Annotated in this window: 17 protein-coding genes; 13 read left to right on the top strand and 4 right to left on the bottom strand. The window is 58.5% G+C overall.

Features of this window, described 5'->3' with window-relative positions; all coding sequences use genetic code 11:
* Positions 1-3 precede the first annotated feature (3 nt).
* The 13 genes from ACR0LW_RS07615 to ACR0LW_RS07555 all read left to right on the top strand — a co-directional run bounded on the left by ACR0LW_RS07615 (position 4) and on the right by ACR0LW_RS07555 (position 17,629).
* Positions 4-2,013, top strand: coding sequence for a dynamin family protein (locus ACR0LW_RS07615; protein ID WP_480882121.1), 2,010 nt, complete (start codon positions 4-6; stop codon positions 2,011-2,013).
* 8 nt (positions 2,014-2,021) lie between these two features.
* Positions 2,022-3,716: a dynamin family protein gene (locus ACR0LW_RS07610; protein ID WP_170622132.1), complete on the top strand. Its 1,695-nt coding sequence runs from the start codon at positions 2,022-2,024 to the stop codon at positions 3,714-3,716.
* Between the two features lie 52 nt (positions 3,717-3,768).
* On the top strand, positions 3,769-4,170 hold the full coding sequence (locus ACR0LW_RS07605) for a hypothetical protein (protein WP_480882120.1): 402 nt from the start codon (positions 3,769-3,771) through the stop codon (positions 4,168-4,170).
* Positions 4,171-4,193: 23 nt separating this feature from the next.
* Complete coding sequence (locus ACR0LW_RS07600; protein ID WP_480584582.1) at positions 4,194-5,054, top strand: hypothetical protein; 861 nt, start codon at positions 4,194-4,196, stop codon at positions 5,052-5,054.
* Between the two features lie 64 nt (positions 5,055-5,118).
* Complete coding sequence (locus ACR0LW_RS07595) at positions 5,119-7,158, top strand: dynamin family protein (RefSeq protein WP_480882118.1); 2,040 nt, start codon at positions 5,119-5,121, stop codon at positions 7,156-7,158.
* Entirely contained in the window at positions 7,155-8,441 is a 1,287-nt protein-coding gene (locus ACR0LW_RS07590) for a dynamin family protein (RefSeq protein ID WP_480882117.1), read from the top strand. Before ACR0LW_RS07595 ends, ACR0LW_RS07590 begins: the two co-directional genes overlap by 4 nt.
* A 339-nt stretch (positions 8,442-8,780) precedes the next feature.
* Entirely contained in the window at positions 8,781-10,934 is a 2,154-nt protein-coding gene (locus ACR0LW_RS07585) for a serine/threonine-protein kinase (RefSeq protein WP_480882116.1), read from the top strand.
* Between the two features lie 208 nt (positions 10,935-11,142).
* The gene (locus ACR0LW_RS07580) at positions 11,143-12,183 is read left to right on the top strand and encodes an FHA domain-containing protein (RefSeq protein WP_480882115.1); all 1,041 of its coding nucleotides are present in this window, start codon (positions 11,143-11,145) and stop codon (positions 12,181-12,183) included.
* Between the two features lie 3 nt (positions 12,184-12,186).
* Entirely contained in the window at positions 12,187-12,972 is a 786-nt protein-coding gene (locus tag ACR0LW_RS07575) for a PP2C family protein-serine/threonine phosphatase (protein WP_480882113.1), read from the top strand.
* A 20-nt stretch (positions 12,973-12,992) separates the two neighbouring features.
* Positions 12,993-14,255: a type 2 periplasmic-binding domain-containing protein gene (locus tag ACR0LW_RS07570; protein ID WP_480882112.1), complete on the top strand. Its 1,263-nt coding sequence runs from the start codon at positions 12,993-12,995 to the stop codon at positions 14,253-14,255.
* Between the two features lie 44 nt (positions 14,256-14,299).
* Positions 14,300-15,406, top strand: coding sequence for a transporter substrate-binding domain-containing protein (locus ACR0LW_RS07565; protein ID WP_170453758.1), 1,107 nt, complete (start codon positions 14,300-14,302; stop codon positions 15,404-15,406).
* A gap of 610 nt (positions 15,407-16,016) precedes the next feature.
* Positions 16,017-16,973 carry an ATP-grasp domain-containing protein gene (locus ACR0LW_RS07560; RefSeq protein WP_480882111.1) on the top strand — a complete coding sequence of 319 codons (957 nt, stop codon included), beginning with the start codon at positions 16,017-16,019 and terminating at the stop codon, positions 16,971-16,973.
* The gene (locus ACR0LW_RS07555; RefSeq protein WP_480882110.1) at positions 16,973-17,629 is read left to right on the top strand and encodes an HAD family hydrolase; all 657 of its coding nucleotides are present in this window, start codon (positions 16,973-16,975) and stop codon (positions 17,627-17,629) included. The genes ACR0LW_RS07560 and ACR0LW_RS07555 overlap by 1 nt, the downstream gene beginning before the upstream one ends.
* Here the strand turns inward: ACR0LW_RS07555 and ACR0LW_RS07550 are convergent.
* The 4 genes from ACR0LW_RS07550 to ACR0LW_RS07535 are packed head-to-tail and all read right to left on the bottom strand — an operon-like array spanning position 17,599 to position 21,948.
* Positions 17,599-18,711, bottom strand: a complete 1,113-nt coding sequence (locus ACR0LW_RS07550; protein ID WP_480882109.1) for a glycosyltransferase family 4 protein — start codon at positions 18,709-18,711, stop codon at positions 17,599-17,601. The genes ACR0LW_RS07555 and ACR0LW_RS07550 overlap by 31 nt on opposite strands.
* 6 nt (positions 18,712-18,717) lie before the next feature.
* Positions 18,718-19,740: a glycosyltransferase family 2 protein gene (locus ACR0LW_RS07545; RefSeq protein ID WP_170522875.1), complete on the bottom strand. Its 1,023-nt coding sequence runs from the start codon at positions 19,738-19,740 to the stop codon at positions 18,718-18,720.
* On the bottom strand, positions 19,737-20,699 hold the full coding sequence (locus ACR0LW_RS07540; protein ID WP_480882107.1) for an NAD-dependent epimerase/dehydratase family protein: 963 nt from the start codon (positions 20,697-20,699) through the stop codon (positions 19,737-19,739). The genes ACR0LW_RS07545 and ACR0LW_RS07540 overlap by 4 nt, the downstream gene beginning before the upstream one ends.
* Before the next feature lie 10 nt (positions 20,700-20,709).
* A complete protein-coding gene (locus ACR0LW_RS07535; protein WP_480626714.1) occupies positions 20,710-21,948 on the bottom strand; it encodes a class I SAM-dependent methyltransferase in 1,239 nt (412 codons plus the stop codon).
* Between the last annotated feature and the right edge of the window lie 131 nt (positions 21,949-22,079).

Genomic DNA, 22,079 nt, shown 5'->3' with positions numbered 1-22,079 from the left:
CCCATGGCGCGCAATGACCACCTTTTGTCTGTCGGAAACGAAGCCCTTGCGCCGATGACCTCGGCAATGTCGTCTCTGACGGCACAGATCGACCAATTGACAGAGGTGGCCGATGCGCGGTCTTCGGCCCGGCTGGCGACGCTCAAGACGCGGATGGAGAATTTCACCGCCAGCATCACCATGGTTGGGCAGGTCAAGGCAGGTAAGTCCTCGATTGTGAATATTCTGGCAGGCCGCCCTGCGCTGTTGCCGTCGGACGTGAACCCGTGGACCTCGGTGGTGACGACGCTGAATATCAACACGCGCTCCCCCGGTGATACGAAATCCAAGTTCACGTTCTTCGAGCAGGAAGAATGGGACAATTTGATGGTCAGTGGCGGCCGTCTGGGTGAGCTGGCGAACCGGGCCGGTGCCGATGACGAGATGGACGATATCCGCCGTCAGATCGCCGAGATGAAGGCCAAGTCCGAAGATCGTCTGGGCAAGCATTTCGACCTGATTCTGGGTCAAAGCCACCAATACGACTATTTCGACGAAGAACTGATCCAACGCTATGTCTGTCTGGGCGACGAGGACGATCCGGATATCGACCCGAAAACGGGTCGTTTTGCCGATGTGACAAAATCGGCCGAGCTGTTCATGGATATCCCGCAATATCCGATCTCGCTGAAGCTGTGCGACACGCCCGGTGTGAACGATACCTTCATGGTGCGCGAACAGATCACCCTGCGCAGCCTGCGCGGGTCCGAGGTCTGTGTTGTGGTTCTGGCCGCCAGCCAGGCGCTGACCACCATGGACATGGCGCTGATGCGGATCATCGCGCAGTTCGAAAACCGCCAGATCATTCTGTTTGTGAACCGGATCGATGAGCTGGCGGACCCGGTTAATCAGGTTCCTGAAATTCGGGATCGCATTCAGGACACCCTGAAACAGAACAATATTGACGCCAATACCAGCGTTGTGTTCGGCAGCGCCCTGTGGGCCGAAGCTGCTTTGACCGGCAACCCGGACATTCTGACCGAAGAATCCCGCCAGACACTGAACACGTTCTATCTGGCTGCCGGGTTTGGCGATCAGGCCCCCTCGCTGGACAAGATCTGGGCGCTGTCTGGCTTGCCGGACCTGCTGCTGGCGATGAATGAACGCATCGCCGAAGGCGCAGGTGCGCGTTTGCTGGACCGGGTACGCCACCGCGCGCGCAACATCGCCAGCCAGATCCGCGCAACGGCCGTTGCCAAGACCCTGTCGGGTGGCGAAGGCGTTGTTCGCGATTTGGATGGGGCCTCGCCCGAGGACGCCATTGCCACTGTGGCCTCGGAATATGAAAAGAAAGTCGCCGACCTGACCGCCTCGCTGCGCGACAAGGTTCTGGAACGTCTGAACGCGGCTGAGGCCAATTTTGTCAAACGCGCCACCGACTCGTTGATCGCGCATCTTGAGGAGAATGGCGAACAGGGCACCTGGCAATACGATCCGGCGGGTCTGCGAACGCTGCAAAAGGCGGCCTATTTCAGCTTTGCCCGGTCCATGAAGAAAGAGGCCGGGGCGCTCTATTCCGCGGCCACAGCGGATGTCGAGGCGCTGTATCACAAGCTGCTGGGCAACCATCTGGGTGAGTTCAGTATCGAAGCGCCCATCGTACCCCGCGTGCCACCCCCATTGGGCATCGGTCGCACCATCGCGCTGGACTTGCAAAGCACCTGGTGGCGCAGGTGGTGGCAACGCCGAAAAGGGTTCGAGGCCTATGCCGCCGACTATACCCGTTTGATCGCCTCCGAGGCGAACTCGATCACGAAGGATATCGAGGAAAACCAGATCGCAGCGGTTCTGGAAAACGTCCGCGCCGGGCTGGCTGATTTCATGCGCGAGCAGAAAGAGACTCTGCTGAATATCTCGGCCTCGGCTGAAAAAGGCGGGCAGACTCCGGCTCTGATGGCGAATCTGCAATTGCAGAAATCGCGGGACGAGATTCTGGGCGACATCCTGAAAGACCTTAGCAACGAAGCGGCATAAGTAGAAAAATGGCAAAAGACACACATAACCGTTTCGTTTCCCCCAAGGCATGGGAGCGTATCGAGCATTGGTCGCGCCGGAAGCCGGTTTTCGCCTTAATGGGCGAATTCAGCGCCGGGAAATCGACCCTGATGAACTTTTTGCTGCGCACGCACACCCTGCCGACGCAGGTGACGGCAACGCAGTTGCCTCCGGTCTGGTTTAGCTGGGGCAATCGTCCGGCCTATGTCAAACGGCATGATGGCAGCACCGAACAAATCGAACTGGATCAGCTGGAAACCGTCGGCGTCAACGATGCGCAGTTCATTCGCATCTTCCTTGAGGCTGACATTCTGGAGGCGGTCGATCTGATCGATACGCCCGGTATCTCGGACCCCAAGATCTCGACCGATGTATGGCAACGTGCCGTTGGTCAGGCCAATGGGGTTTTGTGGTGTACCCATGCCACGCAGGCCTGGCGCGAGACCGAACGGGCGACCTGGGTGTCCTTGCCCGAACGGTTGCAGCACAATTCGCTGCTGCTGGTGACACGGGCAGATGCGCTAAGCGCCAAAGACCGTCAAAAGGTTCTGCGCCGCGTGAACCGCGAGGCCGGGCATCTGTTCAACCGCTCGATTCTGTTTTCCGCACGTGATGCGATTGAAGCGCGCGACAAGACGGGGGATGCCGAGATGTGGTCGCGCAGCGGCGGCGGCAAGATGATCGACAGCTTTCTGGAGATCACCGAGCAAATCATGGACAACCGCGCCGATCAACTGGCGCGCTATCAGATCGACAAAAGCCTGTCCGACGCGCCCAAGGTGCAGCCGCTGCGCCCGTCGAAGACCACCGAAACGGCAGCGCCCGATGCTTCGGCCCCGCTCAAACTTGTGAACCCGTTGACGGATGCGGGCGAAGATGCCTCGGTCGTGACCAGCTTCCCGGTTCGTCCCGCGCGGGTGGAACGTCGCCCCGAAGATGCGGATCGCACACGTATCGACGCAGCCGAGGCCGAGCGTTTGCGCGCCGAAATGGTGCCCGAGTCGACGCCCGAGATTGACGAAAGCAATGAGGACGAGCTGCGCGCCTATTTCCGGGACACGGCCAATGATCCGCTGGACATCGAAGCTGTTCCCGATCCCGAGGCCGATTTGGAAGACTATGATCTTCTGGATGACGCGGAACTGGATGATGAAGTTGAAAACATCCTGGCAGACGACGCATCGGATGAGTCCGAGGATCTGCTGTCATCACTGACGAATACGTTGAACGAAACACCCGAAGCGATTGCAGACCCTGCGCAAGATCAGGCGCAACCTGAAGAGCGCAGCATCGAGGTCTCGGTATCCTCGATCACGGCACTGATGGCCGAACAACAGGACGAGGGCGCAGAGGAATACGAGCCCGAGCCCGAAACCAGCGGTCTGGTCGAGATCAAGGCATCAGCCGATTTGGTCAATGGTCCCGAAGCCCATGTGGTCGATCTGAATGATCTGACCGAAGTGGCGGTTGGCGCGCCCTTAAGCGCCGCAGCCATGTGGGAGGAAGTGACCAAAAACGAGGATCTACCCACGGACGCAGAAGCCTTGATCAAGGTCTTTCAGTCCTTCCTGTCCGAGTTCGATCAGATCGCGGTCGAGCATAATGCTAAGCAAGCCAGGGAAACGCTGCGCTCGATCCCTAAAACCAGCGATAACAGCGGGGCGGAATGGCATGTCTTGTAATCGAAAACGGATTGGGCTAACCGCCTATTAGTGAGGTAAAACAGTTAGTTAAATGTCAATTCAGGCTGCCTTGAACACCGCGATTGAAACGATACCCGACTGCATTGCAGCCGGGTATATCGACATGGAAACGGGGATGCTGCTGGGCACCAGCACGGCCGATCCAGACGGCGCGGTTGATCTGGATTCACTGGCAATCGCCGTGGCGAACCTGTTTCAGGGGCGCGGGGTGGCGGGTTTTGAGGCGCTTTTGCGTCAGGCTGGAACAGAAGACGAGGACAATCCGGGATTTGGGGAAATCGCGGTGTTCTCGAAAGACCGGTTGAACATCTTTCTGCGGACCCGGGAATATCCCGATCATGTGGTCTGCTACATCTGTCGCAACAGCGCGAATGTCGGGCTGGCGTTGACGAAATCGCATCTAAGCCTGGGGCCGGTTGCGGCCGCAGTGTGAACGGGACCAGAGGGGGTCACGGCATGATGGACACGGACATACTCGACATGCTCGAAGATATCGGGCGGTCGTCTGTTGCCCGATTGTCCCCGGCGGTGGTGATCGCGGGGGACACGGCTGCTGCGCGCCGGGCCGAGGTCTTGCGGGTGATCCGTGGCACGATTCTGCCACGCCGTCTGGAGTTCACGGCCGTCAATGGCGATTGTCTGGCGATCGAGGTGAACAGCTCGCGCGTGACCGATGTATTCCGCGTTGTCTCGGGCCCCGTGCCCCACTTCGATACAGCGGCGCGTGACGAATTGATTGAAAACATGGCGCGGCTGGTGACGGATATTGCATCTGCCCCTGCTCCGCTGGAGTTGCTGTCTCTGCAACCGGACAGGGCGCTGGAGGCTGACGATGTCGGCGTCACCCTGCGGGAAATCGAAAACGCCTGTGCCAAGATCGATCTTCCGGCGGAACCGATTGTTTCGGTGGTACCCGATGACTCAGAACCTGTTGCCGAACTGCCCGAGCAGCAATCAACCGGCACACTCGCCCAGACGTTTTTTGCAGGCGCAGAACGCTTTGCGCTTGGGTCCGTTCTGGCCTCGGCGCAGGACGGCGATATCTCTCACATGGCCGAAGAGTGCGCCCCAGGCGGGCCGTTGTCTCCGGATCAGGCGCTGCTGGCGCAGTTTGCGGCCGATTTGGCTGGATGGGACAAGGACACTCAGCCCGCGCTGGATCATCCCCAACTGATCGTCATGCGCCCGTCCGGCGGCAAGGGTGCTGGTTTGGCCGTTGTGAATGACGGTCAGCAGATCGCAATCGCCGTGCATGAAGCCCGAAAACTTGGGGCGGTTGTCAATCTTTGGACTGCGTTGCAGGAGGCGGACGGATGATCGCCTCCAAAACATTCAAATTTTCTAATAATTCAAGTCGTGTAGTTTTATCAGGGTAACGAGTATGAGTGAATCCAATCGTCGCGAGTTAATCCGCATAGCCGAGGACATGAATGAGACGAGCCATGACGAGACCCGTCAGTTCATCTCGCGCATTGTCGGCGATCTGTCCAATCTGAAACCGTCGATTGCCTTTGTCGGGCAGATCAAGGCGGGCAAATCCCGTTTGATCAACGGGTTCACCGGGCAGGCCGAATATCTGCCCTCGGATGTGAACCCGTGGACCACGGTGATCACGGATATGCACTTTGGCCACCCCTCGGGCCGGACCGAAGGGGCCGAGTTTCATTTCTTCGACAATCACCAGTGGCAATCGCTGATCGCCGAGGGTGAAGAGCTGCGCAACATGTTCCCCGATGACGAGGACAGCTATAAGCGCGAGATGATCGAAGAGCAGGTCGAGGCGATGAAAACCCGCGCGCAGCGGCGTCTGGGTGACAGCTACGAACAGCTTTTGGGCCAGCATCACGATCTGGAAGAGCTGACCTCGGACGATCTGGCGCGCTATGTCTGCGCCGGAGATGACCCGACCGAGGATGGCCCGCTGGATCCCGGCAGCGACCGGGGTCTTTACAGCGACATCACCCGCAAGGCCGAGGTTTATTTTGATATCGGTCACTTTCCTTTCCCACTCACGGTGACGGACACGCCGGGGGTCAACGACCCGCTGTTGATCCGCGAAGAAATCTCGCGCCAGTACCTCAAGGAATCCGATTTCTTTGTGGTGGTTCTGTCGGCTCATCAGGCCCTGTCGCGTGCCGATCTGAAACTGTTCCGCCTGATGCAGGCCTTGGAGCTTGGGCAGATCGTGGTCTTTATCAACCGCGTGGATGAACTGGGTGGGGGTGCCGACGATGCCACCAAGGTCCGCGCCGACGTTCTGGACGGGTTGGAACAGGCGCTTGGAAACTCGAATATCGATGTGCTGATGGGCAGCGCACAATGGGCGCACTACGCGCTGACAGGCGATGAAACCGGCGTCAACCACGATGCCGTTCTGGCCTGGCTGCGCGCGCACCCCGAACAGATGCGGCAGTATCTGGACGGGGTGGAAGAGATCAAGCAAGGCCCCGGCCCGATCAGTCGCGAGGCTGTCTTGCGCTTTGCGGCCATGATCGCATCGGGCCTGCCGGACCTGCGCCGTCACGTGACGCAGGCATTGATTGACGGGCCGCGGGATGAGCAATTGCGCATGGCGTGGCAGCACCTGAACAGCTTTGCGCAGGGCGAGTTCGAACGCTCGCAGGCGCATCTGCGCGCGCTTGAGGACGAAACCGGCGATGCGACGGCCAGTGCGGATGAAAACGACAAGACTCTTGGCGAACTGCGCCGTCTCATCGCAGAAAAAACACAGGACATTACCCGCGACATGGACGACATCCTGTCGAACTTGCGCGGCGTGATGGATGACACCGTGGCCGAGGCGGTCTCGGTCGTTGTGCGTGGTCCCGAGGGGAAGTCACCCTTGCTGGCCAAAGGCGATACCGAGCTGAACTTTACCCCTCTGCGCGACCGGATGCGGGAACTGGTTCAGGGGGCCTCGCAAGTGGTGCGTCAACGGATGCTCAGCGAGCTTTACGCCATCGACATGCGGTGCAATGCGGCGCTGCGCGCCCTGCCCGGTTGGCAGGAACCGGTCGACAATCGCATGAACACCAGTGCCGTGCGTTGGTTCCGCCCGGACACAACCGCGCTGACCCGTGGCATCACGGTTGAGTTGCGTGTAAACTGGCTGTCGCGCCTGATCTCGCGCAACAGCGTGGTGTCACGGGCCGAGCGGATGATTGTGCAAGAGTTCGAACTGATCGGCGACGATCTGATCGACACCACGCGGGATGATTTGCTGGAACGGCTGAACACCGTTCTGGATCACTACCTGGCCCTGTTGGCCGGGCATCTTGAACACAGAAGCGGCGCAGGCGAAACCAATGCCGTTGCCGAGGCGCAAACAGCCTTTGACCGGGCGCGGCGCATCAGGGATGAGCTGGAGACCATCTTTGGACCCGGCCATGCGGAAGAAAGACAGGCAGAGGCTGCGGAATGATCGACTTTCCCGGAACCGAACAGGAAGTGCGCCAGCTTGGGCGCTTTCTGACCGCGACAGAAAACATGGAGCCCGATGCCGCGCTGGAAGATATGCGCGCGCGCGCCCTGGCCCATGCAGAACGTCTGTCGAATGCGGTCAATATCGGTTTCGCGGGAGAGTTCGGGGCCGGTAAATCCAGCCTCGCCAATATGCTGGCCGGGGCGGATATTCTGCCCACGGGTCCGCAGCACCTGAAGTTGCCGCTGGTGATCGTTGCCTATGCGGACGTGCCCGAGACAACCGTTGGATGGTGGGACAGGCAGCCCAAAACCTACTCCGGCATCGCGCTGGAAAAGGCGGCAGCGGATGAGCCTGATTTCATCTCGGTTGGGCTGAACACCCCTGCCCTAAAGGAAATCTCACTGTTTGATCTGCCCGGATCGGGCGCGTTGGACGATACGTACAAGCAAACGCTCGAATTGCTGAAATTCGTGGACTGCGCGATCTGGTGCACCAACGGAACCAACGCCTGGCGCGAGACCGAGCGCCATTTGTGGGCACAGGTTCCCGCCGAGCTGCGCGACAACAGCCTGCTTGCCGTGACCCATGCCGACCTGCCGCCCGTGCGCGACGCGCTGGACCGGGTTTTGGCGCGGTTGAACAAGGACAAGGACGGCCTGTTCCGCGCGGTTGTTCCGATTGGCACCCCGGTCGCGGTCCGCGCCATGGCGCAGGAGCCCGAGCCGGACTTTGACCTGTGGGAAACCTGTGGTGGTCAGAATCTGGCCGAACAGGTTCTCGAGGCTGCCTCGGACCGACGCAAACACGACCTGAACGCTGCGCGCGACGATCTGAAACGGGACTTCCTGCCTTATCTCGAAGCCCTGCAAGGCCCTGATGCCGAGCCTGAACAGTCAGACGCGCCATCGATGCAAGCGACGCTGGGCTCTGCCCTGCCGCCCTTGAACAATCCGATTCTTGAAGATTGGCTGGCGGCAATTGCCAGCATTTATGAAGACCTGCGCGAGTCCTCATCGATTGAACCTGCGGCCTTTCTGCAAAGCTGTCAGGAAATCGTCGAAGATTTCGCCGAACGGCTGGAGCAAGGCGGTGAAATCGACCCCGAGGCTGACTGGATTCCGGCCGAATTCGAAAAGGCCACGGACCTGCTGCTGTTGCTGCAATTCGAAAGCGGTGATGCGCCGTTGAAGGATGCGATCAGCATTCTGGTGCAGCTGGGCGATAACCTCGCCTGGGCTGGTAGCACGGTTGCTGCGGCGCAGCCAAAAACCGGCACCTGAGCCGTTCTCGCATAGATTGAGCTGCATTGCGGCGATTCGAAAACAGCGAAAACCGATTCTTAATTGTTTCGAAATCGTAGACCAAGCGTCTCAAATCGGGGCGTCAGTTTTCATGTTTCTTAGCCATAGAGGCAACATATTGTGTTGGGGGATAGTGCGGCATCTAAATATAGATATCACGCAAAAACGATCCATAGTGAAGCCATCAGGCGGCCCCAATAAAGTCAAATTTGAAACGTCTAACCGTTCTCAAGTGTCCTGCGGTTGTTTTTGGTTGTGAGTTCGTGGGCGATTTGCCCGGTTATTGTACCGCAAAACGAGTAGAACGGGCGGAATGAAATGAGCCACAACCAGGCGGTCGGTGCATCGCACGACGAACCTCAGATCGAAGGACTTCAACCCGGCGCAAAGCTTTTGCGCGGGCAGTATGAAATCCTGAAATATCTCAGCAATGGTGGATTTGGAATCACCTATCTGGCGCGCGACAGCCTGGAGCGTGACGTGGTGATCAAAGAGTGTTTTCCCGGTGCCCTGTGCCGCCGTAACGGTGATCTGGTGGCGCCGAACGATCCGGCATACAAAGACGACCTGCGCGCCATCATCGACCTGTTCATTCAGGAAGCCCGCAACCACGCGCGGCTTGTGCATCCCAATATCGTCGATGTGCATCAGGTGTTCGAAGACAACGACACCGCCTATATCGCGATGGACCTGATCCGGGGGTGTGACCTGCTGGATTACGTCGAGAACCCCGAAAACGAAAGCGGCCCGGACTTTATCGTTCAGGTGACCGAAAAGATGCTGTCGGCGGTGTCGTTCATTCACCAAAGCGGCATGCTGCACCGGGACATTTCGCCGGACAACATTTTGATTGACGAAAATGGCGACCCGGTTCTGATCGACTTTGGCGCCGCACGGGAACAGGCGGCCAACAAGTCCGCGGCGCTGCTGACCTTGCGGGTGATTAAGGACGGATACTCTCCGCACGAGTTCTACGTGCGCGGGGCCGAACAAGGCCCCAGCAGTGACCTCTATGTTCTGGCCGCGACCTTGTATCACGCGATCAGCGGAGAGCGCCCAATTGATGGCCAATCCCGCCTGAACGCCTTCAACAATGGGCAGGATGATCCCTACGCGCCGCTGGCCGGTCGGTTTGACGGCTACCCCGAAGGGTTCCTTGAGGCAATCGACAAGGCGATGGAGGTTCACGCCACCGACCGCCTGCAAAGCGCGCTGGACTGGTTGCGGATGTTCCGTGGCCCCGGTGTGATGTTCGATACATTTGCCTACCGCCCGGTTTCGGTCATCGTCGGGATGGATCGCACGGATAAAGAGGCGGAAAAAGCCCGGATCAAGGCCGAGACCGAAAATGCCGAAGCGGTCGTGACGGCGCTGCTGGCTGGGAATGCCGATATTGCGCTGGGGAACGAAGACAAAAAAGACGATGAACGGGCCAAGTTCGCCGCAAAAGAAGACACTCCGGTCGCGGTGGACACCGTGGTTCAGAGCGGGTCTGGCGGCAGTGGCAAGCTGTTGGCCGGTGTGGCTGTGGTTGCATTGGCAGTTGCCGCTGGTGGCTTCTTTGTCTTGTCGGGTGGCGACAAAGCGGATGACACGCAAACTGCGTCTGCGGTTGCCACAGATACACAGCCAGCAGTGGTTGAGTCTGAACCCGCCGAGGAAACGGTTGTAGACACACCCGAAGCCGCCTCCGAAACGGTGGCCGCACCCACACCAGAAGAAATTTCAGAGCCGCCTGTCGAGCAGGCAAGTTCCGACGCTGCGGAAGCGGCTGCCACAGAAGCAGCCGCCGCAGAACCGGACGCGGCGGTCGATGATCCGGCCCCCGCCGAGACCGCTGTTGCGGAACCGGCTGGTCCGGTGGATCTGGCCGAGAACCAGATCGCGTTCTCGCATTGGGATGTGGATATTCCTTTCTCGATCTCGCGCCGTCGCGCGTCGACCGGGCATACGTTTTCGATAACCAGCGTTGATCAGAATCAGGACATGTCGGTCATCGGTGATTGGGTTCAGCGCGGTTCGACGATCTTTACGCTCAATGGCAGCCCGGTTCGGGGTGATGCGTCCTTTGCAACGCATGTTCTCGACAACCTCAATGTTGACCCGGACGGCTATATCCGTGTTGCGGCCCGGTATCGCCCCTTGGGTGAAACACGGGCGCAGAACGGTTTGTTGGCCCTGCCCGCCATCCGCTCGGTCGGATTGGAGAACGGCTATATGTTCACAATCCGCAGCACGGGTGACGAGAGTTGGCAGACCGTTGTGTCAGACGTTCCAGCCGAGACTGCGGGCGACCTGCAGAAAGGCGATGTTCTGCTGAGCGAGGCGCAGGGTGGTGTCGCACTCAATGGTTCGGAGAGCCTGGACGAGTTGCTGGCCGCGCTTGTTGCCGAAGAAAAATCCCAGGCCCGTTTCACTGTGACACGGAACGGAAGTGAAACGGCCGCTGTGATGCCGCTATCGCAGGAGTGATCTGACCGGTTCGAATGTGATCTGCCAGTGTGTATTTGCTGAGGATGGCCGCGTTTCAGGCCATCCTGACGGGGACCGGCCCGCCGCAGAAGGTAAGAGTTTTCCAGGTTTTTCAATATGATGAACGCCGCTGTGCTGTCTTGCGCAGAGGTATGTTGCAGGCCCCGGCACACATGTTGCGTGCCAAGAGATTGAAGGTGTCGACGCCATGTTCAAATACAAAAGCCCTCTTAGCCGGCTTCTCGAAGGCGCCGGCAAAGCCAAAGAAGACGAAACCACGGAAACCACGTCAGCGGTGGCCAGCGAAGATCCCATCGAGGAAAAGCAGGAACAGCCCATCGCAGATTTCAACGCCCTGCGCGCGGCGCTGGCTGGCGGGAATATGTCATCCGAATCCTATGAGGAAACGGATGAATTGATGCCGGAAGAAAAGATGCCGGACTTTGCTGAGGAAGATGCTGCAGAGGTTGAGGAACCGGTTGAGCAGTCGATCTTCGTGGAAGACGAGGCCGAAACGGCTGATATGGGTGCAGAGGAAGAAACGCCCGCCCCGGTCGCGGACGAGCAGATCGTGACCCTGCGTCTGACCACCGAAGACGCGGTTGAGCCAATCGAAGAAGCACCCTCTGAGCCGGAAGCGATTGCTGAGGAACCGGTGCAGACCCCCGTTGAGGAACCGGTCGCGGAAGAACCAGTGGCAGCGGTCGTTGAAACCCCTGCCCCGGTGGCTGAAGCCACGCCTGAAGTCGCGCAGGAAGTTGAGGCAGCGCCACAGCCCGCCCCGGCACAGGACCGCCGTTCGCGCGTCAAGACCACGTTCCTTGGGTTCGAGCGTGCCGACACGCATGTTCAGGACCTGATGGAAACCGCTGAGCCGGTGGCTAAAACCGAGGCCCCGCAAGAGATCTTCCCTGTCGGGTGGCTGGTTGTCACCTCGGGGCCCGGACGTGGGGCCAGCATCACCCTGACAGAAGGCCTGATGCAGATTGGCCGCAACGACGATCAGGCGATCCAGCTGGACTTTGGCGATACGGGGATTTCCCGCTCGAACCACGCGGTGATTGCCTATGATCCGGAAGATCGCAAATGCTATCTGGGCCATGGCGGCAAGGCCAACCTTGTACGCCTGAACGGCAAGCCGGTGCTGAGCACTGTGGCGCTGTCCAGCGGCGACCTGATCCGCATCAGCGAAACCTCGATCCGGTTTGCAGCCTTCTGCGACGACGGCTTTGACTGGCGGGATTCGTAATAGATGCTGGCGACTCCGGCATATGATATTGCGCTGATCCTGAACCAGGGTCAGCGAGACACGCAGGAAGATGCCGTGGCTGCGCGGATGTTCGATGCGGTCGACGCGGGTTACATCGTGATTGCTGACGGCATGGGCGGTCACGAAGCGGGCGAGGTCGCCTCGGAGCTGGTAATCGCATCCTGGCGCGAGTCGCTGGATGCGGAGCTGAGCGGTGAAACCCTGGTCGAGCCCGCAGCGGTTGATGCATTGCCCTTGGCTGCGATGCTGGCCAACACGGCGATTGCGAACCACAACGAAGAAAAAGGCGGCGGCTTCAATATGGGGTCAACGTTGCTGGGCGCGCTTTTCCTCGACCAGCGGATGTACTGGATTTCAATCGGTGACAGCCCGCTTTATCTGTTTCGGGAAGGTGTTCTGACACAGGTCAACGAAGACCATTCGATGGCCCCCGTGATCGATGCACAAGTGGCCGAAGGGAAGCTGACCGAAGCGCAGGCGCAGTCCCATCCGGATCGCAATCAGCTGACCTCGGTTGTCATGGGTGGTGCGATCCCCAAGGTTGACTGCCCTGAAACGCCGCTGACGCTGAGCTCGGGTGATGTTGTGATCCTTGGCAGCGACGGGTTGCAGACCCTCTCGGACAGCGAAATCGAAGCTGTTCTGCGCGAACACAAAACCGCTTTGGCACAGGAAATTGCGGACGCGTTGCTGCGGGCCGTTCTGGCCAAGGCCAATCCAGATCAGGACAACCTGACAATCGCAATCGCGAAACCGACACGACCCTAACAGGCAAAGCAACAGGACCCATGAGAAAGCACCTAATCATATCAAGCCTTGCCCTTGCCGCCGCCACCGGCGCGGCCTCGGCGCAAGAGGCATGTTCGACCTACGAGATTCAGCGCGGCGACAGCCTGCGAGAGCTGACGATCCAGGTCTATTCGACCGAGGATTTTCGCATCATTTACGATGCAAACCGCGATGTCATCGGGTCCAACCCCAACATCATCCGTGTCGGTGACGTTCTGAACCTGCCCTGCCTCGAAGAAGTCGGCCGTGCGGTTGCGCCGCCAGAAACCGAGGCGGAACGTCTGGCCGCCGAAATGGCATCGGAATTGGTGAAAGCCGCAGAAGAGCGTGCCGCGAAGGCGATTGCCGATGCCGAAGCCCGCGTTGCAGCGGCCGAGGCCGAAGCCAAGAAAGCCAGCGAAGACGCCGTTTCGGCGGCCAAAGCGTCGGCGGTGGAAGAGATTGAAGCGGCCCGCGCCGAAGGTGCCGCGTTGATCCGAGAGGCCCGGTCGGACGACCGCCCCGAGATCCGCGACAGGCAGATTCTGCTGATCACAGGCGGCAACTACGCGCCGTTCACCGACGAGGAATTGCCGAACCGTGGGCTTTACACTCGTCTGGTCGAAACTGCGATGCTGCGCGCCGCGCCCGAGCAGGCGTATAAAATTCAGTTCGTCAACGACTGGTCCTCGCATCTGGACCTGCTGATGCCAACGCTGGCCTTTGACGGAACCTTCCCATGGTCGCGCCCCAATTGCGAAGAGGCGGCAGCCCTGTCTGAAAGCGACCGTGAACGCTGTGAAACCTACAATTTCTCGAACCCGTTCTACGAAGTTGTGGATACGTTCTTTGCCCTTGAAGGATCGGGCTACGAACAAACGCTGACCTATTCCGATTTCGCGGGCACGACCATCTGCCGCCCCGAAGGCTGGTCGCTGTCGCATATGGATGCCGTCAGTCTGTACGAGCCGGTCATCAGCCTGATGCGTCCCGTTTCGCCGGATGACTGTTTTCACGCGGTCATCGAAGGGCGCGCGGATATCGTCGCAATCGAAGCCCATCTGGCGGTCGAGGCAATCTCGCGGCTGGGCTACGAGCATCGCATCATCGAAAACCCCAACCTTGCGGCGATCAAGTCGCTTAACGTCATGACCCACAAAGATAATCCTGATGGGGAAGCGATCCTTGAGACGCTGAATCAGGGTCTGACAATCATGCAGCAATCCGGCGAATGGCGCGACATCGTGTCGTCTGCACTGCGGCATCAAATGGAAAATGGCTAAGGCCCCAAATGGCCTGACAAACGAATAGTCTGGAGGAAGTGGACATGTTTGAATTTAATCTGAAGAAAGTTGTAATGTCGGCCGGCGCCGTTACCGCGCTCAGCGCGGGTGCCGCCGCTGCGCAAGAGGCCTGCACCAACTACACCGTTGCAGACGGCGACACGATGGCGACCATCGCGATTGCCGCCTATGGCACCTCGAACTATCAGCCGATCTTCAACGCGAACCGCAACATCATCAACAACCCCAACGCGCTTGAGCCCGGCCTGGTTCTTGCTCTGCCCTGTGAAGATGGCAGCCTGCCAAACGGCCAATCGGCGCAGGAAATCATCGCAGCGGAAGAACAGCGTGCGGCCAGCGTCAAGCGTTCTAACGTCTACGCCCCGCCGATCAAAATGGTTGCTGGTAACGGCTGGGAGCCGTTCACAACCGAGGCGCTGAGCGGCGGCGGCATCATGACCCGTCTGGCAACCACCAGCCTGCAGCGGGCTGGCAACAGCCGCGATTATTCGGTCAGCTTCGTAGACGACTGGAGCTCGCACTTGGAGACCCTGTTGCCGCTTGGGGCATTTGATATCTCGATCGCCTGGACCGTTCCGGATTGCACAAACCGCACATACGAATGGTCGGCTGAAACAACGGCGCGCTGCACCCAGTTTGTTGCGTCGGTTCCGGTCTACGACGTCGTCGGCGGCTTCTTCACTCTGCCTGAAAGCCAGTATGCAAGCGCAACGGATTTCAGCGATCTTGAAGGGTCCACCATTTGCCGGATGGCGGGTTGGAGCATGGTTGTTCTGGAAGAAGTTGGCTTGAACCGTGAGAACACAACCGTCGTTCAGCCCAGCTCTGCGCGTGAATGTCTGGATGCGGTTCTGACCGGCACCGCGGATGTGGCGGCGTTCGAAGTTGATCTGTTTGCATCCACCATGAACGACATGGGCCTGACCTCGGCTGACATCATCGAAAACCCATATGTTTCGACCCTGTCGTCGATGAGCTTCCTGGCGCACCGCACCAACCCGTTCGCGCGCGAATACATCGCGATGATGAACAAGGGTCTGAACGAAATGCGCGAGTCCGGCGAATGGTACGCAATCATTTCGGACTCGCTGCGCGAGCAGAACGAAAAACTGAACGCAGCTTCGAACTGATCCCTCGGTTCAGCTGAACTCACTGGGCCGGTCCTGAGACCGGCCCTTTTTTTGTTTTGGAATCCCGGTCGTGCCCGCCGAGTTCCAGGCCATTCGGATCGTGCAAGTGGATGGTCACAGCCAACCCCAGCGACCTTGCGTGCCTTCCTGCGCAGGCAAGTATACAAAAGCCAGAAATGCGTGTTTTTGGTGCTGGAAAAGCAAATGGCCAGCACCCCAAATGCTGGCCATTCAACGAGTGAGTGATTTAGCCTTGCGGCCTCACCGGTTGTAAAACTTTGTTGGCCTCAATTTACACAGATAAACCCTGCACGAGAATTAGGGGAATCCCGTAGAAACGGTAAAATTCTAGTCAAGTGCTTGTTTATGTGCGCATTTAAGTCGGTTCTTTGGCCGATCTGCACTATGTTTCGCGGTCATCCGAACCTATTGGCCGGTTCGGTACATGCCGGTAGGGTGGCGGGATGTTTCGACGGTTGATCACAACCGCACGGGCGCAAAATATTTCGCCTCAACGGCGCGATGAGCGTTCACAGAATTACCTTAACCATGTAACTGTAGGTCTGCGTAGTTGTTTGATATTTTATAGGTAAACATGGCTCGTCGCGCCTTGAAACTTCTTCTTTGTTCCGCTGGTCGTCGCGTTGGATTGCTGAACTGCTTTCGTGCGGCCGCCGAACGCCTTGAGTGTGATCTCGAAATTCTTGCATGTGATTTGAACCCGGATGAAAGCGCCGCCTGCACTTTGGCTGATCAGGCATTTGCAGTGCCAAGAACCGACGATCTCGGTTACATCCCTGCTGTTTTACAGATCGTGCGCGATCATGGTGTGGATCTGGTGGTCCCCACGATTGATCCCGAACTGTTGCCCCTGTCCGTGGCGCTGGACGAATTCGCCGCCGCAGGCGCGCATGTCCATGTCTCGCCCCCGAATGTGATCGAGGTTGTTCGGGACAAGCATCAAACCTCTGCCGTTCTGGCAGCGGCCGGAGTGCCCGTTCCGCGCACATTGGATCACGCGGGAATTCTTGAAAATCCAGACGGTGTGTCCTGGCCAGCTTTCGCGAAACCAAGCGGTGGCAGCGCCAGCCGCGGGCTTCAGGTTTTCAATTCAATAGACGAAGTGCCCGCCGTTTTCCCCGAACCCATGATCTTTCAGGATAATCTGAGCGGACCGGAATACACGATTAACATGTTTGTCGATCAGGAAGGCCGCTTGCAAACAGTGATACCGCACAAACGGATCCAGATCAGGGCGGGCGAGGTCGAAAAGGGCCGCACGGAACGCCGCGCTGACCTGCACAAAATTGCCGAGGGTATTGTGCACGCGCTGCCCGACCTGCGAGGGGTGGCGTGCTTTCAGATCATTGACGACCCGAAACTGGGGCCATGCGTCATCGAAATAAACGCGCGTTTTGGGGGTGGATACCCGCTGGCAGACCATGCAGGCGCGCCGTTTGCGCAATGGCTGCTGGAAGAGGTGGGCGGATTGCCATCGTCCCCCCATAACGATTGGCGCGACGGGGTCCGCATGATGCGATATGACAGCGCCGTGTATATCGATTGATGCTGGTTTTTGATCTGGACGATACCCTGTATCTTGAACGCGATTTTGCGTTCAGCGGGTTTGCGCATCTCGAACGTTGGGTCGCAGAACATTACGGCGTTTCAGGATTTGCACCCGCCTGCCAGAACACTTTTGAAAACGGAGACAGGCGGAAAATCTTCAATACCGCCTGTGCGTTGCTTGGGCTACCAGACACTCAGGACTTCATTGGTCGGCTGGTGCAGGAATACCGGCTTCACGTTCCAAAAATTCAGCTCAGCCCGGACGCGGATCGGTTTCTGAATGCCGCAAGCCATCCGATGGGGTTGATTACCGATGGGCCGGAACGGATGCAGCGCAACAAGATCGCCGCGCTGGGGTTGGAAAAGCACATCGCACATATTCGCCCCACCGGCGCATGGCCCGAGGGGTTTGGCAAACCGCATCCCCGCGCATTTGAAGAAATGGAAAGCCTGGCCCCCGGCGGGTCAAAAATGGTCTATGTCGCGGATAATCCGGCCAAAGACTTTGTGACGCCGAACGCGATGGGATGGCAAACGGTGCAGGTTTTGCGAGACGGCGCGGTGCATGATCCCAACCCACCGGATCAGGCGCATGCCGCGCAGGTAAGGATCATTGACTTCGATCAGTTGCCGGACGTGATCGAGTTTTCCTGAAATATCGAGTGGCTTGGAACAATTTGATCGATGACCTGATCCCAGTCACTCAGCACCCGAGAGGGTTTCAGCCAGTACCGGTTTTCCACCGCAGATTGCCGCATTTTCGCAAGGCTGTCTTTGTCCGTCAGCAGCCCTGCCACTGCGTTCGCCAACGCCGGAGTGTCCTCCGGAGCAACGAGGATACCGTTCTCTCCGTCCCGGACAATCTCTCGCGGGCCGTAGGCGCAATCGAAGGCCACAACCGGCAAGCCGGAAACGGTTGCCTCGGCAACCACATTGGGAAACCCTTCGAACCGCGACGGGAACACCAGCACATCTGCGTCCTGCATCCACGCGCCGGGTCGCGCGCTTGATCCGGGCAATTGAACACGGTCGGTCAGACCCAGCCGTTGAACCTGACGCTCAAGCTCATCGCGTTTTGGGCCATCGCCAAAAATCGTCAATTTGGCGTCAGGCACCCGGCTGATGATTTCGGGCATGGCATCCAGCAACAGGTCAAACCCCTTTTGCCATTCCAACCGGCCCACGGCGACCATGTTTGCGGCCCCCTCCCCCAACGTGACATCCGAAAAAGGCGCGCAAGGATTGGGAATGACATGTGTGTGGTTCGCCAAAGCGTCAGGTAAATCCTGACGGGCGCGTTCGGTTTGCATCACGATGGCCGTGGCCGAGCGGGCCAGCGTATTGAACCCTTTCAACCAGATCGGATGGGCGTGCTGCGCTTGCGGATTGTTACGCTCTGACACCAAAACGGGGACGTTCAGACCCGTGTTTGCCAACAGGGTCAGCACGTTGATCTTGGTCAGGAACGACATAATCAGATCAGGTTGCACCTGCCGCACAGTCTGCCGGATATGAAGCAACCGCCGAAATTGCACCAGCTTTGAGAATCCGTGGCCGGGGTGAATGACATGCAGGTTCGTCGCCTCGGGGTAGTCGAAATACGAACTGTTGTCGGGGGTTGCCATCCCGACGATATGCACCTCATCCCCAAGGCTCAACCGATGCTCGGCGATCATCGCGATGTTTTTTTCCGCCCCACCTGCACCAAAACCGCCTTGAACCATTAACAACTTCATGATGGATTACTCAGCCGCGTTGTGCAGACGGCCACTTATTCCGCTATCTGGCAAATCTGCGTGTTGCGATTGGGTGTCCGGGATGGTGTGCAACGGATGGGGCGCGTTCACCTCTTTCTCGATCAACGGACGGTTCAGGTCCTTGGATTGAAGGAAGATCCGGCCGATATATTCGCCCAGGATACCAAGGAACATGGCGTTCAGGGTCATCGACAGCAGCAACAGGATCGTTGTCGTCGCAAAACCGCCGGGCCAATCCTGCCCAAAGAACAGTTTTCCGATGATGTAGCCCATCATCAGCAAAAAGGTCATCAGGCCCACGGTCAGGCTGATCATCGAGGCCAGTCGCAACGGCAGCAGCGAATGGTTGATCAACCCGTCAATGGCCAGCGACAGCATTGCCTTGAACGGAAATTTTGACTCGCCTGCGGTCCGGGCATCGCGATCATATTCGAACCCGACCTGCTGAAATCCCATGCCGCTGATCAATCCGCGCACATAGGGCGAGCGGTCGTCTACAAGGCGCAGCTCGTCCAGAATGCGGCGATCCGTCAGGCGGAACTCACCCGCGTTTCTGGGCAGATCGTCATTGCTGATCATGTCGATCAACGCATAGAAACCCCGCCGGGCTGCGGCCACAATCGGACCGTCGGGCAGGCTGCGGCGAATGCCATAGACGACGTGATTGCCCTGCCGCCACAAGTCCAACATCATCGGGATCAATTCGGGCGGGTCCTGCATGTCGCAATCCAGCTGAATCGAACATGCGCCGTTGGCAGACCGATACGCAGTCAGAACCGACGATTGATACCCCATGTTTCGGGCAAAGCGGATGACACGGACCCGGTGATCCTCGGCTGCGATCTCGGACAGAATGTCAAAGGTGCGGTCCGTCGAATGGTTGTCGGTGAAGATGATCTCGGGCTCGTAATCGGGCAGATTGTCGAAGACGTTGACAACCCGGTCATAGGCCGTTTTGACGTTGTCTTCCTCATTCAAGGCCGGAATTAGAATGGATACCAGTGTCATGCGCGCGCTCCCGCCGTCGCTGATGATGCTTTAAACTGCTTTGCCCATTGAAAAGTGCGTGTCAGGCCGTCCAACAGTGAAATCGCGGGTTGCCAACCATATCGCGCCTTCATCTGGCTTGCGTCGGGCAACAGGACATTTGGCTCATCAACCGGTGCATCGCATTTTAGCATGCTTTCACCGGCTCCGGCCAAAGATCTTAGATGCTGAACCACCTCGGACATTTCGGGCGCATGGCCCGTGCACAGGTTGATGACCGGGCCCGCCTTTTCAGGGGCGTCTGCAATTTCTGTCAGGCCCTGAACGACGTCATCCACATGGATTAGATCCCGCCTGTCATGGGGCCGCCGAAGGTGAACGGGTCTGTTGCTGAGCAGGTTTTCAATAACCTGAGGGATCAGAAAATCTTCTGATTGTCCCGGCCCATAGGTCAACGCCAGACGTGCGGTCACGGCGACAAAGGGCAATCTGGACGCCGCCATCTCAAGGTATTTCGTGCCCGCTAGTAGAGATGTTCCGTACGCGTTTATAGGATGTTCCCGCTCTGTTTCTGCAAAAGGCAAGGGCACATCACCGTATTCTGCGATGGTACCGGTTCGGACAAAGGCCCGAGGCGGCGACGCGCAGGTCGCGGCCGCCTTGATCAGACGGGTCAAACTCTTGAGGTTTTCGTCGATGCTGTGATCCAAGTCCGAAAGGTCTGGCGCGTTCGAAAACCGTGTTCGTGCCGCTGTGTGAAACACCGTGTCCGGAGCAAAATCCTGAAAGCAGTCGCGCAGCGCGTGCTCGTCAGAATAGGCGCAGCGATACGTCGCAACGTCTGACACAGCAGTCCCGAGACGGCCGAGCGATGATCCCGGCCGTGTCAGGATCGCAACCTCGTCCCCCCGGTCCAGACAGGCCCGAGTGAGGTGCGATCCGATGAACCCTGATGCGCCTGTTATGAGGACACGTGCCATCGCCGGATCCTCAGGGAAGGATAACCGGCATTGGCAGCGGGACGATGAATTTTCCGCCCTGAGCTTCGAACTCGGCCATTTGTTCGCGGATCTCGTCAAAGAAGTTCCAGGCCAGCACCAGCAGGTAATCGGGCTTGCGCTCAAAAACCGCTTCGGGCGGCAGAACCGGGATCAGCTTGCCGGGCGAATACAGCCCCTGCTTCAGCGGGTTGCGGTCGACCAGGAAATCAAGCGTCTCAACCCCGATGTCGAAATAGTTCAACAGTGTGTTGCCTTTGGCCGGTGCGCCGTAGCCTGCGACTGTCTTGCCGTCGGCTTTCAGGTCGGCCAGAATTTTCAGCAGGCTGTCGCGCAGCTCGTGCACGCGGTCGGCGAACTCTTCGTAACTGGCGCGGTCGGTCATACCTGCCGCCGCTTCGTCGGCCAGCATTTCGGCCACGATGGGCGCAGGCGTTTTGTTCAAAGTCGCGCGCTGCATGAACACCCGCATCGAACCGCCGTGGACCGGCAGTTTGGTCACGTCGACAACGTCCAGACCCACCGCTTCCCCAAGCTTGACGATGGACAACAAGCTCAGTTCCGAGACGTGCTCGTGATACACGTTGTCGAATTCATTGGTTTCCAGAATGGCCTTGCCCCAAGGCACCTCGATGATGAACACACCATCGTCGGTCAAAAGATCAAGGACACCGGCGGTGAAACCGTGCAGGTCGTCGATATGGTTAAAGGTATTTGTTGTCGTGATGACGCTTGCAGGGCCTTCCTGTTCGCGCACAGTCTTGGCGGTTTCCGGGTTAAAGAAATCAACATGGACCCGCACGCCACGCTCATTCGCGATTTTGGCAAGGTTCGCCGCCGGATCGATCCCCAGACATTTGCCACCCAGCCCGTTTGCGTGGGACAGCATAAGCCCGTCGTTACAGCCGATATCCACGATCATACCGCCTTGCGCACGATCAACCGCCACTTGGGCGAGCCCTGCGAAATGGGTATGCATCGTGGCCGCGCCAGACGGCACGTAGAGGTAATCGGTGAAGAAATCAGCCGGAACCTGATCGGCGACCTGTATCAAGCCACAGTCCAGACAGGCCTGCGTGTTCAGCGGAAATGCGGGTTGCGGTTCCGACAAGTCCTGCGTTTTGGCGAACATATTGGCCGGAGGGTGATTGCCCATCGGCAATACCAGCATCAGATTTTCTGATTTACAGGCCCGGCACGTTGTGCGGGATGTTGGACGTACACTCTGCATATTCATCACACTACCTTCATTTCAATTCAATATGCGCAAAAAGCGCGACAGCTATCTGTTTTAGGTTGCGTACCGTTTGCGGTTATGTGTCCGGCAAATGGTATCTCAGGAAGTTCTGCGCCACAGAATTG

The sequence above is a fragment of the Ruegeria sp. N4 genome, from assembly GCF_056531425.1.
This window is presented reverse-complemented; position numbering and strand designations above follow the sequence as displayed.